Raw genomic sequence first — 13,990 nt, forward strand, 5'->3', positions numbered from 1 at the left:
GGTGCCCTTCTACTTGCCGCCGGTGGAGGCGATGCCGGTGGCGATGTATTTCTGCAGGAACATGAACACGCAAGAGATCGGCAGCAGCGTCAGCACCGTCATCGCCAGCAGGTTAGGCCAGTCGGTCTGGAACTCCCCCTGGAAGGAGAAGAGCGCGATCTGGAGCGTGAAGTTCTCGTTCTCGCTGAGGACGATCAGCGGCCATAGGAAATCGTTCCAGCGCCACATGATGGCGAGGATCGCCAGCACCGCGATCGCCGGGGCCGACAGCGGCAGGATGATCCGCCAGTAGATCTTCCACTCGCTCGCCTTGTCCATTCGCGCGGCATCGAGGATCTCGTCGGGGATCGTCACCATGTATTGCCGCAACAGGAACACGCCCGTCGGCGTCGCCGCGCCGGGGATGATCACGCCCCACAGGCTGTTGTAGAGGCCCATCTGCGTGACCAGCAGATAGAGCGGCACCAGCACCACCGTCTGCGGGATCATCAGCGTGGCGATGACCAGAAGCAGCACGGTCGTCCGCCCCCGAAACTCGAACTTCGACAGCGCGAAGGCGGCCATGGAGTTGACCAGCAGCATGATCGCCGTCGCCATGACCGTGATGAAGGTCGAATTGAAGAGATATCGGAAGAAGGTGAAGCGCTCGAACAGCTCGGTGTAGTTGGAGGTTGTGAAGGCCACCCGCTCCCGCGCCTCCAGCTCTTTCATCTGCAAGCGGATGCGGTTTTCCGGATCGTCCGGCACCACGACCTCCGCCCGCGATCCGGCGCGGCGCGTGAGCGCCACCCGCTGGCCTTCAAGCTCTCCGGCGGTGGCGGTGTAGACCAGCAGGGGGTCGTCGAAGCCTTCAACCTCCACCGTCTCCTGCACGTAGGGCAGGAAGCGCGGCGGGAAGCGGTCGAGCTCGTTCGGCGTCTTGAACGAGGACAGGACCAGCCAGACCACAGGGCCGAACATCAGAAGGAGGCCGAAGCAGAGGTAACCGTAGCTGACCCAGTCGGTCCAGTGCAGCCGCCCGCCCTTGCCCCGCGTCGCGGTCAGCATGTCCACGATCCTAGCCATCGACGCTCCTGCGGTTGAGCCAGAGCTGGATGCCGGTCAGCACGACCAACACCAGCGCCAGGAGGATCGACGCGGCGGCGGCGAGCCCAAAGAGACGCGGCTGCCCAGCGAAGCCCTCCTCGTAGATGTACTGGATGATGAAGGTGGTCGCGGTGCCCGGCCCGCCGCCGGTGAAGGCGTAGACCTCGTCGAAGGTCTGCACGCCCTTGATCAGCGCGAGGATCACCACCACCAGCATCGTCGGCGCCAGGAGCGGCAGGGTGATGCGCCGCAGCGTGCGAAAGGCCGAGGCGCCGTCCATCGTCGCCGCCTCGTAGACGTCGCGCGGGATCGCCTGAAGGCCGGCCAGCAGGATCAGCGTGTAAAAACCCATATGCGCCCAGACGCTGATGAACACCGACCAGAAGAAGGCCCAGCCGGCATCGGTGATCCAGGCGATACCCTGCACGCTCAGCGCCGTGCCGCCCAGCGCGACGATCACCGCGCTCAGCCCCTCGATGGCCCATGTTCCGTTCAGCCAGTCGAGGAAGGCATTCAGAATCCCCTCGCGCTGGAGGATCCATTTCCAGATCAGCGCCACGACGACCGGACTCAGCAGCACGGGAAAGAAGAACACCGATCGGAAGAAGCCGCGCGCGCGGATCTTGCGGTTGAGCACGAGCGCGGTGATCAGCGCGAAGCCCACCATGAAGCCGACCTGCAGCGTGACGAACCAGATCGTGTTGTAGACCGCGCGCCAGAACTTGTCGTCGCGGCAGGAATTGGGATCGAGGTAGTTGTCGCAGCTCAGCAGGCGTTCGAAATTCGCCGCGCCGACATTGGGCCGGTCGGCCAGCATGACGTCGGTGCCGCCGGTCATGCCGTAGAACACGTTCAGGATCACCGGCAGGAAGGCGAAGAGCCCGAACAGAAGAATGTTCGGCAGCAGGAACACCCAGGCGATCAGCTTCAGCCCCAGCCGTCGCTGCAGCCAGCGGAACGGCAGCTCGATCACGTTCATCACGGGTGCGATCACGCGCAGCATCGCCTCGGCCTCCGGATCGGGGCGGACCGGCCGTTTGCGGCCGGCCCGGTCGCGCGGATCACTCCGCGCCGACCTCCGCCATCGCGGCGTCGAGGTCTTCCTCCATCCGGCGCATCGCCTCTTCGACGCTGAGCTCTCCGACGACGGCCTGGCTGACCCGTTCGACCGTCACGTTGAACATCGCGCGGTTGTTCGTGTAACCCTGATAATCGTAGGCGACGGGCGAGATCTGCGGCACCTGCCGCGCCCACGCGTTGAGCGCGTCCGAGGCCGGCTCCGACACGCCTTCGTATTCCACGCCCGCCTCGGCCACGGCGGCATGCGCTGGGATGTTCAGCGTCCGCGCGGTTGCTTCGGCGTAGACCTCTTCCTGCGCGAGGAAGTCGATGATCGCGGCCACGACCTCGGGATGGTCGGTCTGCTCGAACCCCACGATGCCGGAGCCGCCGGGCATGCCGGTGCAGACGCCTTCGGGGCCGCAGGGGCTGCCGACCACCTGCCAGTCGAAGAAATCGCCGATCTGTTCTTCCATCCGGCCGGTGTTCCAGGAGCCCGAGTAGTAGAACACCAGTTCCCCGTTGATGAACTCCTGCGCCGCATCGACCGTGGTCGATCCCCCGGCGCCCCCCCAGACGTCGCGCGGCATGGTGCCGTCCTCGTGCCATTCCACGAATTTCGCGACATAGGCCTCGAAGCCTTCGTCCGACAGCGTCGGGTTGCCCTCCTCGTCGAAAAGCTGCGCACCGTAGGAGATCGCCGGCCCCGCGATGCGGTGGCCCGAGCGGTCCATCGCCATCGGGAAATCGGCCTCGGTCGCCTCGGTTACCGCTCGCGTCGCCTCAGCCCAGTCCTCCCAGGTGGCCTCTGAGCCCGGCATCTCCACGCCGGCTTCCTCGAAGAGCGTGGCATTCACGAACGGGCCGGTGATCGTCAGCTGCGAATGCATGCCGAAGATACCCTCGGGGTCGCGATCGCCGCGATACCAGCCGAGCGTGCGGTCGAAATTCTCTTCCCAGTAGGCGCGGTCGACATGCGGTGCGAGATCGAGATAATGGTCGCTCAGCCCGCCGAGATCGGTGACCTTGGCCATGTCCGGCCCGGTGCCGGCGGCAAGCTGCACCGGCAGGTTCTCGAGGATCGCCTGATAGGGCACAGTGTCGACGGCGACGGTCACGCCCTCGTTCTCTTCCTCGAAGCGGTCCAATATGTCGTCGTAGACCTCGCATTCATTGCCGTCCGAGTAGCACATGAAGCGGATTTCCTGCGCGCTTGCGTCCGCCGCCGCGGCCGCCAGCGCGGCGGCGAGCGCCGGTGCGGCCAGTCTGTGATATGTCATTCTGCGTCCTCCCAAAATCGCAGCCCTCGCGTCGTCGTCGTCACACCGCCCCCGGCAGCCAGCCGTGATAGAGCGGCGCGGCCTCGTCCAGCGGCAGCGCGACGCGCGCGCCCGTCCGGGCAGCTTGATAGACCGCGGTCACGAATTCAATCGACCTGCGCCCGTCCGCGAGGGTGACGGTGCGGTCGCCCCGTCCCTCCAGCGCATCGGCGATGGCCGCGAGGTAGCCGGCAAAGCCCGTCAGCGGCGGCGCCACCTGGGCCAGCACCGCGTCGATGTCGCCCTGGGTATAGGGCGGCCGCGCTGTGAAGCGCCAGCCCTCCGCCGCCGGGGCATAGGGCGCGGTGCCGCTTTCCGCGGTGAACCCGGCGAAGGTGAAGCGCAGGCGGCTTTCGTCCGTCGCCGCGCCGAGCGTGATCGAGCTGGTCGAGAGAGCGCCGCTGTCGTGCACCATCAGGATGGCGCCGCAATCTTCGGTCTCGATCGGGTTGACGCGGGTCGCGGTGCTCGCCGACAGCTCCGCCACCGGGCCGAAGACGCTGAGCAGCAGGTCGTGGTTGTGGATCGCGTGCCCCAGCACGGCGCCGCCAAGCTCCCGCGCCCAGGTGCCGCGCCACGGATTGTCGTAATAGGCGGCCGCGCGGTTCCAGTGGGTCTCGAGGCTCGCCGTGAAGGGTGTCCCGGCAAGCCCGGCCCCGGCCAGCGCTTCCATCTGCGCGGTGGCGAGGCCGTAGCGGTACTGGAAGACCGGAAAAATGCGCTTGCCGGCGCGCGCCTCCGCCTCGATCAGCGTGTCGGCCTCGGCCAGCGACCTCGCGATGGGCTTTTCGCAGATCGCGTGCTTGCCGGCTTCCAGCACGCGCGTCGCCACCGGCACGTGCAGGTGCGGCGGTAGGCACACGTCGACGAGATCGACCTCCGGATCGGCCAGCACGGCGTCCAGATCGTCCGTCACGGCGATGGACAGGTCGTCGCCCGCAACGGCGCGCGCCCGCGCGGTGTCGAGATCGCACAGGTAGCGCACTTCGAACCGGTCCGGCGACGCGCGATAGCCCGCGAGATGCTGCGCCCCGATGCCGGCCCCGAGGATCGCCGCGCGGATCACCCGCGCGCCTCCGCCATCGCCTGCGCCTTCAGTGCCAGTTCCATGACCTTGAAGGCATGCGCCTGCGGCATCGCGGTTTCGGTCCGGTCGCGGATGTCGGCGGCCAGGCGTGCGAAGTAGGGCAGGCCGGCATCGGCGCAGGCGATCTTCTCGCAGCGCGTGCCGTTCACCAGGATCAGGTGATCGGTGCCCTCCACGCCGCCCACGTCGACGTACTTGCGCAGCTCGATATACCCCTCGGTGCCGAGGATCGCCAGCCGCCCGTCGCCCCAGGTCGGCAGCGCGTCGGGCGTGTACCAGTCGACCCGCACGTAGCCGTGGCCGTTGTCGGAGCGGAGCGCCAGTTCGCCGAAATCCTGAAGGCCAGGATCGCCGGGATTGGCGAAGTTGCCGATGCTGGCGAGCGTGACCTCGGCATCCGTCGAGCCGGTGAAGTGCAGGAACTGGTCGATCTGGTGGCTGGCGATGTCGGTCAGGATGCCGCCGTAGGCGTCCCTCTCGAAGAACCAATCGGGCCGCGTCGGCCGGTTGAGCCGGTGCGGCCCCAGCCCCACGGTCTGCACCACCCGGCCGATGGCGCCCTCGGCCACCAACTCGCCCGCGCGGGTGACCGAAGGCACCTCGAAACGTTCGGAGAAATCGACGCTCCAGATCCGGCCGGTGCGCGCCTGCGCCTCGCGCAGCGCGGCCAACTGGCCCTCGGTCGTGCAGCCCGGCTTGTCGGTCATCACGTCCTTGCCCGCCTCCATCGCCCGGATCGCAAGTTCCGCGCGGTCGCACGGCACCGCCGCGATGAGGATCAGGTCGATCTCCGGATCGCTCAGCACGTCCTCGACATCGACAGCGCGGGGCACCCCCGGAAACCGCTTGTCGAAACCGTCCAGCGTGCCGGGCTCCCCGGCCGTCCACCAGCATTTGAAGCGGGCGCCGACATCGATCATGTGGCCTGCCATGCCGTAGATGTGGCGGTGGTCAAGCCCGAGCGCGGCGAAGGTGAGCGGCGCGGTCATTGCGGCACCTCCACGCAGCGCCCGTGCGCGGCGGAAAGGGCGATGGCGTCGATCAGCCGGTGCGCCGGTAGCGCCGCGCGGCCCGAAGCAACCGGCGCGCGCCCCTCTTCCAGCGCGTCGACGAAATCCTCGACGATGGCCTGGTGCCAGTCGTGGGTGAAGGCCATCGGGTCCGCGCCGCCGCCGGTCCCGGCCTCCGCGCCGTGCGTCTCTTCGCGCCCGTCGCGCCAGCGCACGCTAAGCACGCCTGAGCCGAGATGCAGGCTGGCGGCCTCGAAGTGCAGAACGATGGTCTCGGCGCCACCGGGAAAACTCGCCGTGCCGGCGACGAGCGAGCCCGCCGCGCCGTCCGCGAAACGCAGGCCGGCGGTGGCGAAGTCCTCGGCCTCCATGTCGTGAAAGCGGGTCGTCGCGGTCATCGCCTGCACCGACGCCACCGGCCCGGCGAGGCTGAGTGCGAGGTCGATCGTATGGATCGCCTGGGAAATCAGCACGCCGCCGCCGTCGCGCGCATAGCTTCCGCGCCCCGGCTCGTCATAATAGTCCTGCTCGCGCCACCACGGCACCGCGATTTCCACGACGCCCAGCGCGCCGAGTCTGCCGGAGGCGACCATCTCCGCCGCCTTGCGCGATGCCGCGCGCATCCGGTGCTGGAAGAAAATGCCGAGACTGACGCCCGCCGCCTCACAGATTCTGACGACCTTCTCGGCTTCCTCGGCGGTGCGGCCGACCGGCTTTTCCAGAAGGATGTGCTTGCCTGCCCGGGCAAGCGGTTCGATCAGCTCCAAACGCACATTGGGCGGCGTGGTGATGACGGCCACGTCCACCTGCGAATCGGCCGCGACATCGCGCGCATCGGGGTAGATGTGCAGCGGATCGCCCCCCGCGGCCTCGGCGAAACGCCGGGCGCTGTCCTCGCGGCTCGCCGCCACGCCGCGCAGCGTCACGCGGGGCGCGGCCGCGCGCAGGGCCGCCAGATGGGTCTTCGCCACCATGCCCGTTCCGATCAGGGCACAGGTCAGTCCGCCGCCGTTCGACAATTCGCGTCTCCCCCTTCGCCGGACCGCCGTCTCGCCGCGCACTCTGCCCAAGCCGTTGAGGCGCTTCAATCCCAAAGCCACCGGCGCCGGTCAGCCTGCGAGCGCCGCCTCGATCCGGGCAATGTCGATCTTCGTCATCTCCATCATCGCCGCCTGCGCGCGGGCCGACGCGGCGCGATCGGGATGCGACAGCGCCGCCATCAGCATCCGGGGCGTGATCTGCCAGCGATAGCCCCAGCGGTCCATGCACCAGCCGCACATGATCTCGGCCCCGCCATTGCCGGTGATCGCCTCCCACAGCCGGTCGGTCTCCTCCTGGTCGTCGGTGTAGACCTGCAGCGAATAGGCGTCGTTCGGCCGCACCTGCGGCCCGGCGTTGAGCAGCACGTATGGCAGTCCGCAGAGCGTCATCTCCACCACCTGCACCGCGCCCGCCTCGGTGCCCGGCACGCCATCCGGCGCGTGCACCACCTTCAGCACCCGCGAATCCGGGAAGGTCGCGGCATAGAATTCTGCCGCCTCTTCCGCCGCGCCGTCGAACCATAGAAAGACGGCTGCCTTGGTCTCTTGCATCATCGCATCCTCCTGACCGACCCGTGCCGCAAGCAGGCTAACACGCGATCCCGGGCGACATACGTCTTCCCGTGCAGGATCGGCGTGAAGCCGCCGCGGAACGGCGTTAGGGTGTCGCGATGACCCGTGCCACCCTTTCCAACCGCGCCGCGCGGCGGCTTTTTCTCGACCGGCACCTGCTGCTGCGCCCCGGAGGCGGGCCGGGGCGCGGTGCGGACCTCATGGGCGTGCTCGACGCGCTCGGCTTCGTGCAGGTGGACAGCGTCAACACGCTGGCGCGGGCGCACGACCTGATCCTGTGGGCGCGCCGCGGGCAGTACCGGCCCCGCGCGCTGCAGCGGCTGGTCGCCCGCGACCGCGCGGCGTTCGAGCACTGGACGCACGATGCGTCGGTGATCCCGATGCGTTTCTATCCCGCCTGGCGGCTGAAGTTCGAACGCGACGAGGCGCGGATGCGCCGGCGCTGGCCGGCCTGGCAGCGCGAAGGCTGGGACGCCGAGATCGACACCGTCCTGTCCTACGTGGCGAACAACGGCCCCACCTCGTCGCGCGATGTCGGGCCGGAGGAACCGCGCGGTGCCTCGGGCTGGTGGGACTGGCACCCGTCGAAAACTGCGCTGGAGTTCCTGTGGCGGTCCGGGCGGCTGGCGATCTGCCACCGGCAGGGTTTTCGCAAGCAATACGACCTGGCGGAGCGGGTGATCCCGTCCGAGTACCTCAATATTCGGATGGACAACACGGAGATCGTCGACTGGGCGATGGAGGCCGCCCTCGCCCGGCTCGGCTTTGCCACGAGCGGGGAACTGGCCGCCTTCTTCGCCATCGTCACCCCGGAGGAGGCAAAGGCGTGGTGCGCGGAGGCGCGCGCGATCGGCCGCATCCGCGAGGTCGACGTGGAGCTGGCCGACGGCAGTTTGCGCCGCAGTTTCACGACCGAGGCGGCACTCGACGCGGCCGCTTCGCTGCCGGAGCCGTCGGGCCGGGTGCGCCTCCTGTCGCCATTCGATCCCGCCTTGCGCGACCGCAAGCGGGCGGAGCGTCTCTTCGGCTTCCGCTACCGGATCGAGATCTTCGTGCCGGAGGCGCAGCGGCGCTACGGCTACTACATCTTCCCGGTGCTGCAGGGCGACCGGCTGATCGGCCGCCTCGATGCCGCGCGGAGCGGTGCGGCCCTGGCGCTGCGCGCCTTCTGGCCCGAGGATGGCGTGCGCATGGGCAAGGCGCGGCAGAAGGGGCTTCTGACCGAACTGGAGCGGGTGTGCAGCCTCTCCGGCACGGACCGGGTGGAGGCCGCGGAAGACTGGTTGCGGGCCTGACCCTGTTCAGCTCAACGTGTCCGCGCGTGGCGGTGGCGTGGAGGAAGCCTCCGCAAGCGCGGTGTCGCGGTCCTCTTCCGCAAGCTCGTGCACGTCCTCGGCCAGGACCGAGATGCCGCTCGGAGCAAAGAACACTTCGTCGCCAGTCAAGAACCGGTCGCGGTAACTTTGCGGCAGTCCGGCGCCGTGCGCCGACCCCTTCGCCAGCGCATCGAACCGGCTACGGAAGGACGCGAGCGCCCGGCCCTTCGCCGCGGCGGCCTCCCCGACCGGCAGCCGGTGCATGATGCCCGCGGAGCCGTCGGCCCCGAAGGTCGCCTCGGTCCATCGACTCCAGACCGCGTAATGGTAGAGTTCCAGACCGTACATCGACGTCGCGCGCTCGGCGATCTCGGCGGTCGCGCGGTGGTCGGCGTTGTCGCTGATCACGGCGGTGGAGAAGATGCGCCGTGCCCCGATCGCGCGGGCAATCGTGCCGACATGCGTGGCGAGCATCGCGAACGTGTCGCGCTGATCGGGCCAGCCGCAGGGCCGGCGCAGCGCGGTGACGTCGTCGGCCCGCCCGCCGAGATGCGCCATCGCGAGTTCAATCTCGCCCGGGCGCGGCGCGGGATGGCCGCCGTTGCGGCCCGAATGCGCGCCCTCGCCCATGCAGATCACGTGCGCGCCATTGCGCGCGAAGGCGTGGGACAGAAGCGCCCCGCAACCGAAAGCGTTGTCGTCAGGATGCGGCGTCAGTACGACAATGGGTCCGTCGTCCAGAAGTTTCGCAATGCAATCCGGCAGGGCCCCGCCGGGGGTAATGTCGGGTGTCATGATGTCTCCGGTACGGGGGTTCTGGATCTCGTTCGTTCCGGCACCTCGTCGGGAAGGCCGTCATAGGCGAGCGTCGGCACACAGTTTCGCAGGCAGTCGACGAAGCGCTGCGCCCAGCCCGACACGTCGCTGTCGCGCACGACCCGTAGGCAGGCCGCATGGCGCCGCTTGCGCTCCTCAAGCGGCATCGACAGCGCGGTGGCGATCGCCTCGGCCATCTCCGAGACGTCGTAGGGATTGACCAGCAGCGCCTCGGTCATGTCCTCGCCCGCCCCGGCGAAGCGCGACAGGATCAGCACGCCGGGATCCTCGGGATCCTGCGCCGCGACGTATTCCTTGGCGACAAGGTTCATGCCGTCGGCGAGAGAGGTGACGAGGCAGGCTTCCGCCCGGCGGTAGAGAACCGCCAGCAGATCGCGGTCCACCGCGTGGTGGATATAGCGGATCGGCGTCCAGTCGAGCTCCGAATGCGCGCCGTTGAGCCGGCCGGCGATCTCCTCGAGCTCGGCGCGGATGGCGCGGTAGGCGGCCACCCGTTCGCGCGTCGGCGGGGCGACCTGCAAAAGGCTGGCGCGGGGCGCGTCCTCGGGCTTGCGGTCGAGATATTCGCCGAACGCCCGGAAGCGGTTGGGCAGACCCTTGGAATAATCCAGCCGATCGACGCCGATCACCAGTTGCTCGCCCATATCGGCGCCGAGGTCCGCCGCGTCGGTCGGCGTAGCCGCCGCTTCTGCGAAGCGGTCGACCTCGATCCCGATGGGGAAGGAGCGCACGGACACGACGCGGTCCTGAAACTTCACGGTGCCATCGGTCATGAATTCCGCTCGCGGGTCGGAGCGGAACATCTCCAGGCACCGAGCGGTATCGCGGCGGGTCTGCAGCCCGATCAGGTTGTAGGAGGCCAGCCAGTCGGCGAAGTCGTCCGGCGACGGCAGCGTCGACAGTGCGCTCAGCGGCGGGAACGGAATGTGCAGGAAATAGCCGATCCGCGCCGAGACGCCGAGCTTGCGCAGCTCTCCGGCGAGCGGCAGGAAATGGTAGTCGTGGACCCAAACGGTATCGTCTGGCTCGATCTTGTCGGCAAGAAGCCGTGCGACCCGGCGATTTACCGCCATGTAGCCTTCCTCGTAGCTGCGCTCGAGTTCCACGAGGTCGGCGCGGCCGTGGCAGAGCGGCCAGAGCACCGAATTGGCAAAGCCGAGATAGTAGCTGTCGTATTCCGCTTCGCTGAGGTGGAAGGCGAGGCGCGTGTAGCTGCCCCGGTCGATCTCGGTCAGGCCGGTGTCGCCCGGACCGGCGGTGTCGGGATGCGCCCCGACCCAGAGCCCGCCACTTTGTTCGAGAGCGCCATGAAGCGCGACCACAAGCCCGCCGGAGGGTGTATCCCCGGTGGGAATGCGGTTCGAAACGACGACGAGTTTTCCGGACATCGCTGGATCGCCTTCCGTGTCGGAGTGTGCCATGACGCAGCATCGGCGCATCGCCGTGCCCGCCGCGTGTCTCCTAAACAGGCGTTCCGGGCCCCTCGTTCCAGCGGCGGAATTCGGGTTGATGAAGCGCAATCGGGGAACCGCGGGGGCCGCGTTCGGCGTTACCCCGACACCCCCGGTTACCCCTTCGTTTGCGGCATGCCTGGAGAGGATATCGGCACGATGAACGACACAACGACCCCCACTTCACAGCTACTGTCTCTGGTGCTCGGGCGCCGCGCGACACTGGACTCCGACGAGATCGCCGCTCTCGCCCAGCTTCCGGTGCGCAGCCGGCGGTTCAGCCATGGCGATACGATCATCCCCCAGGGGCCGGCCCCCGAGGAAAGCTGCCTCGTGGTGTCCGGCATGGCGCTCCGGGTGCAGCCGACCACGTCCGAGCGCGGCATCGTCTCCGCGGTGCAGATCCCGGGCGATTTCGTCGATCTGCACGCGCTTGTGCTCGACTATCTCGATCATTCCGTGGTCGCGCAGGGCGAATGCAAGGTGCAGCTCGTTCCCAAGGAGGCGCTGCAGGAGCTCACGCGCAACCACCCGCACCTGACGCGCCTTCTGTGGATGACAACGCTGATCGACGCGAAGATCCACCGCGCCTGGCTCGCCGCCGGCGCGACGCTGCGCGCCAAGGAGCGCATCGCGCATTTCCTGTGCGAGCTTTACGTACGCTACGACATCATCGGCTTCGTGGAAAACGGCAGCTTCGAGATGCCGCTCGACCAGAAGGACCTCGAGCGGATCTTCGGGCTGTCCAAGGCGCATGCCAACCGCGCGGTTCAGGAGCTGCGCGGCCAGTCGCTCATCGACTGGCATCGGCACCGAGTGGTGATCCACGATTTCGAGCGGCTGAGCACTCTCGCCCGGTTCGACCCGAGCTATCTTGAAGTCGCGCAACTCGGCCGTCAGTCGGCGCCGAGCATATCCAGCCAGCCGCTGAGCGCGACCACGGACGCCAGCCGGTAGCGCGCGGCCGTCTCTCCCGGCCCGATCTTGATGCCGAAGCCGCCGAGCGTTCCGGCCGCCTCGAACCCATGCTCGTCGGTGACGTCGTCGCCGATCATCACCGGGCTGCGGCCGGCGAAAGGCGGGCGCGACAGGAGCGTTCGTATCGCCTCGCCCTTGCCCGCGTCGGCCAGCACGACCTCGCTGACCATGTTCCCGTGCAGCGCCTTCAGCGCAGGGTCCGCGGCGGCCTCCTGCCGGACCGTGTCGCGCACCACGTCCTCGAGATGCGGCATCCCGCGGTAATGCAGCGTGAGGGCGCCGGGCTTGCGCTCCATCCGGATGTTGTTGCGGGCCGCGAAGGCGGTGAGCCGCGACTCCGCCGGGCGCAGCGGTTCTGCCAGCGGCGGCGCCCCGGTCTCGGGCGTTCCGGGCAGGTGAAGTTCGTGCCCGTGAGATCCCGACAACGCCACGTCGAGCCCGGCAACGAGCGGACGCAGATCCGCGAGCGCCCGGCCCGACACGATGGCCAGGGCACCGCCGAGACGGTCGCGAAGACCGGCGAGGATATCCCGCGTGCCCTCGGGCATCACCGCCTCCTCGGGCCGGTCGACGATCGGCGCCAGCGTGCCGTCGTAGTCGAGAAACAGCGCGTGCTGCGCAAGGTCGATATTCGGCGGCGTGTCGGTCATCGCGGTCCTTCGGTCCCTTCGGGCGTCGCAACGGGGCGACTTTGTTTGCCGGACCGCACAAGGTCCGTTTTGCCCAAGCCCCTTAGAGCGTGCCGCTGGCGACGGAAACGTTTGCCCGGCACGACACCTTTCGCGATTGCGATATGTCACTCGGCACCGACGAGCCACTGCTGGCGGCGCCGAAAGGCTTGCACGGCGTCCCAGAGACGGGTGATAATACCGGTTCCGCGCCACGCTCCAGGACGCCCCGCACGGGGTTGAGAGCATGATACGCCCACCGGCCGCGCCGGTGGGCGTCCCGGAAGGGAAGCCAGACATGCCGCTTACCCCATACGGCGAAAGCGCTCAGTCGCGACTGAGCGGCAGCTACGGCATCAGCGCCGACGCGGTCCGCACGCTGATGGAGGCGGTGACACGCGGCGGCGGCCGGCAGGCGCAATTCTCGCATCCCGAGCTTGGCGGCATGGGCCAGTGGTCGGCCGGCGGCATGACGATGGTCGGGGACATGTTCAACACACGGCTGCAGGGACTCGTGGCCAACCTGTGCAGCGACATCGCCACGGCGCTGACCGAAGGCCCGCTGCTCGAACCGGCGCCGCCCGCCTCGGGCCAGTGGCAGACGCAGGGCGGCCCGTCCCCGCAGGGTCCTGGGGCGGGATGGTGGCCCGAGAACTTGGGCACGCCGTCCTCCACCGGCGCGCAGAACGATCTGAGCTACGCGATCTTCCCCGATGCGCGGCGCCTGGCCACCCGGATCGGCGGGCGCGTCACGGTCTACGACACGGGCGGGCACCGGATCGGCGGGGTCAGCCAGCAGCAATCGGGGGCCGCGAACTGGACCTTCACCAGCCAGTTCGGGACGGTGCGGCTGCACGATCTGACGTTAGTCGAGGCGCGCGGCGACGAAGCGCTGCCCGCTTCCCCCGCGGCCGACGGCGACGCAAAGGCGGCGCCCGCTCCTTCCGCCGAGGCACCGGCGCCTCGGACCGACGTAGATCGGCCCGGGCCGGACCCGGCGCGCGCGGCGCCGGGCGCCGTGGGCAGCGCGGGCGACGTCTTCGCCGCGCTCGAGAAACTTGGCGCGCTCCGCGACAAGGGCATCCTGTCGGAAGAAGAGTTCGCCGCCAAGAAAGCGGAATTGCTCGCCCGGATCTGAGGGGCTGGCGCCCCTCAGTGCTTCACGATGGTTCCGTCGTCCTCGTAGAGCGGATAGCTGCCTTCCTCGTCGTGGTCTTCCGGGCCGACAAGCGCGGGCGTGAAGACGCACAGCACGGTCATCCCCTTCTCGCTCGACAGGATATGCTTCTGGTGCTTGTCGAGCGCGTAAAGCACGCCCGGCTCGAGATCCCATGTGCCGCCCTCGGTCAGGTCCTGGATCTGGCCGGAACCCTCGGTACAGATCACCGTCTCGCGGTGGTTCTTGTACCACATGTGGAGCTCTTCGCCCGGCTTGATGTAGGTTTCGTGGACCGAGTGACCCATTCCGTCCTTGCGCAACGTGTAGCGCTTGGAGACGAACTTGTCCTCGTCCACCGCGGTCTTCTCGGCGTCCTGTTTGTCGCGCACGATCATGGTTGTGTCCTC

14 protein-coding genes are annotated in these 13,990 nt (G+C 68.4%); 3 read left to right on the top strand and 11 right to left on the bottom strand.

The window, feature by feature from the left end; all coding sequences use genetic code 11:
- Nucleotides 1-9: 9 nt before the first annotated feature.
- Genes F3H57_RS07540 through F3H57_RS07570 form a run of 7 tightly spaced genes read right to left on the bottom strand, consistent with a single transcriptional unit; the run spans nucleotide 10 to nucleotide 7,153 of the window.
- Complete coding sequence (locus F3H57_RS07540) at nucleotides 10-1,065, bottom strand: carbohydrate ABC transporter permease (RefSeq protein WP_149755297.1); 1,056 nt, start codon at nucleotides 1,063-1,065, stop codon at nucleotides 10-12.
- Complete coding sequence (locus F3H57_RS07545) at nucleotides 1,058-2,089, bottom strand: carbohydrate ABC transporter permease (RefSeq protein ID WP_149755298.1); 1,032 nt, start codon at nucleotides 2,087-2,089, stop codon at nucleotides 1,058-1,060. Before F3H57_RS07545 ends, F3H57_RS07540 begins: the two co-directional genes overlap by 8 nt.
- A 58-nt stretch (nucleotides 2,090-2,147) precedes the next feature.
- Nucleotides 2,148-3,425 (bottom strand): ABC transporter substrate-binding protein, encoded by a 1,278-nt coding sequence (locus tag F3H57_RS07550; protein ID WP_149755299.1) that lies wholly within the window; start codon nucleotides 3,423-3,425, stop codon nucleotides 2,148-2,150.
- Nucleotides 3,426-3,465: 40 nt separating this feature from the next.
- The gene (locus tag F3H57_RS07555) at nucleotides 3,466-4,530 is read right to left on the bottom strand and encodes a Gfo/Idh/MocA family protein (RefSeq protein WP_149755300.1); all 1,065 of its coding nucleotides are present in this window, start codon (nucleotides 4,528-4,530) and stop codon (nucleotides 3,466-3,468) included.
- On the bottom strand, nucleotides 4,527-5,540 hold the full coding sequence (locus F3H57_RS07560) for a Gfo/Idh/MocA family protein (protein ID WP_149755301.1): 1,014 nt from the start codon (nucleotides 5,538-5,540) through the stop codon (nucleotides 4,527-4,529). Before F3H57_RS07560 ends, F3H57_RS07555 begins: the two co-directional genes overlap by 4 nt.
- Nucleotides 5,537-6,622 carry a Gfo/Idh/MocA family protein gene (locus tag F3H57_RS07565; protein WP_223163018.1) on the bottom strand — a complete coding sequence of 362 codons (1,086 nt, stop codon included), beginning with the start codon at nucleotides 6,620-6,622 and terminating at the stop codon, nucleotides 5,537-5,539. Before F3H57_RS07565 ends, F3H57_RS07560 begins: the two co-directional genes overlap by 4 nt.
- A gap of 48 nt (nucleotides 6,623-6,670) precedes the next feature.
- Nucleotides 6,671-7,153, bottom strand: a complete 483-nt coding sequence (locus F3H57_RS07570) for a VOC family protein (protein ID WP_149755545.1) — start codon at nucleotides 7,151-7,153, stop codon at nucleotides 6,671-6,673.
- 119 nt (nucleotides 7,154-7,272) lie between these two features.
- Between F3H57_RS07570 and F3H57_RS07575 the strand changes: the two genes are divergently transcribed.
- Nucleotides 7,273-8,469 carry a winged helix-turn-helix domain-containing protein gene (locus F3H57_RS07575; RefSeq protein ID WP_149755303.1) on the top strand — a complete coding sequence of 399 codons (1,197 nt, stop codon included), beginning with the start codon at nucleotides 7,273-7,275 and terminating at the stop codon, nucleotides 8,467-8,469.
- A 6-nt stretch (nucleotides 8,470-8,475) separates the two neighbouring features.
- Here the strand turns inward: F3H57_RS07575 and F3H57_RS07580 are convergent, their stop codons facing one another.
- Nucleotides 8,476-9,285 (bottom strand): PIG-L deacetylase family protein, encoded by an 810-nt coding sequence (locus F3H57_RS07580; RefSeq protein WP_149755304.1) that lies wholly within the window; start codon nucleotides 9,283-9,285, stop codon nucleotides 8,476-8,478.
- Nucleotides 9,282-10,748: an alpha,alpha-trehalose-phosphate synthase (UDP-forming) gene (locus tag F3H57_RS07585; protein WP_223163004.1), complete on the bottom strand. Its 1,467-nt coding sequence runs from the start codon at nucleotides 10,746-10,748 to the stop codon at nucleotides 9,282-9,284. Before F3H57_RS07585 ends, F3H57_RS07580 begins: the two co-directional genes overlap by 4 nt.
- A 189-nt stretch (nucleotides 10,749-10,937) precedes the next feature.
- On the opposite strand from F3H57_RS07585, the gene F3H57_RS07590 reads away from it, so the two are divergent.
- Nucleotides 10,938-11,735, top strand: coding sequence for a Crp/Fnr family transcriptional regulator (locus F3H57_RS07590; RefSeq protein WP_188129627.1), 798 nt, complete (start codon nucleotides 10,938-10,940; stop codon nucleotides 11,733-11,735).
- Here the strand turns inward: F3H57_RS07590 and otsB are convergent.
- Nucleotides 11,675-12,406 (bottom strand): trehalose-phosphatase, encoded by a 732-nt coding sequence (gene otsB, locus F3H57_RS07595; protein WP_188129628.1) that lies wholly within the window; start codon nucleotides 12,404-12,406, stop codon nucleotides 11,675-11,677. The two genes, F3H57_RS07590 and otsB, sit on opposite strands and share 61 nt — an antisense overlap.
- Before the next feature lie 316 nt (nucleotides 12,407-12,722).
- Between otsB and F3H57_RS07600 the strand changes: the two genes are divergently transcribed.
- Complete coding sequence (locus F3H57_RS07600; protein WP_149755308.1) at nucleotides 12,723-13,562, top strand: SHOCT domain-containing protein; 840 nt, start codon at nucleotides 12,723-12,725, stop codon at nucleotides 13,560-13,562.
- A gap of 14 nt (nucleotides 13,563-13,576) precedes the next feature.
- On the opposite strand, the gene F3H57_RS07605 is transcribed toward F3H57_RS07600, so the two are convergent.
- On the bottom strand, nucleotides 13,577-13,978 hold the full coding sequence (locus F3H57_RS07605) for an ectoine synthase (protein WP_149755309.1): 402 nt from the start codon (nucleotides 13,976-13,978) through the stop codon (nucleotides 13,577-13,579).
- Nucleotides 13,979-13,990 lie beyond the last annotated feature (12 nt).

Origin of the sequence: Roseivivax sediminis, assembly GCF_900112685.1 — a bacterium.
Classification (GTDB): domain Bacteria; phylum Pseudomonadota; class Alphaproteobacteria; order Rhodobacterales; family Rhodobacteraceae; genus Roseivivax; species Roseivivax sediminis.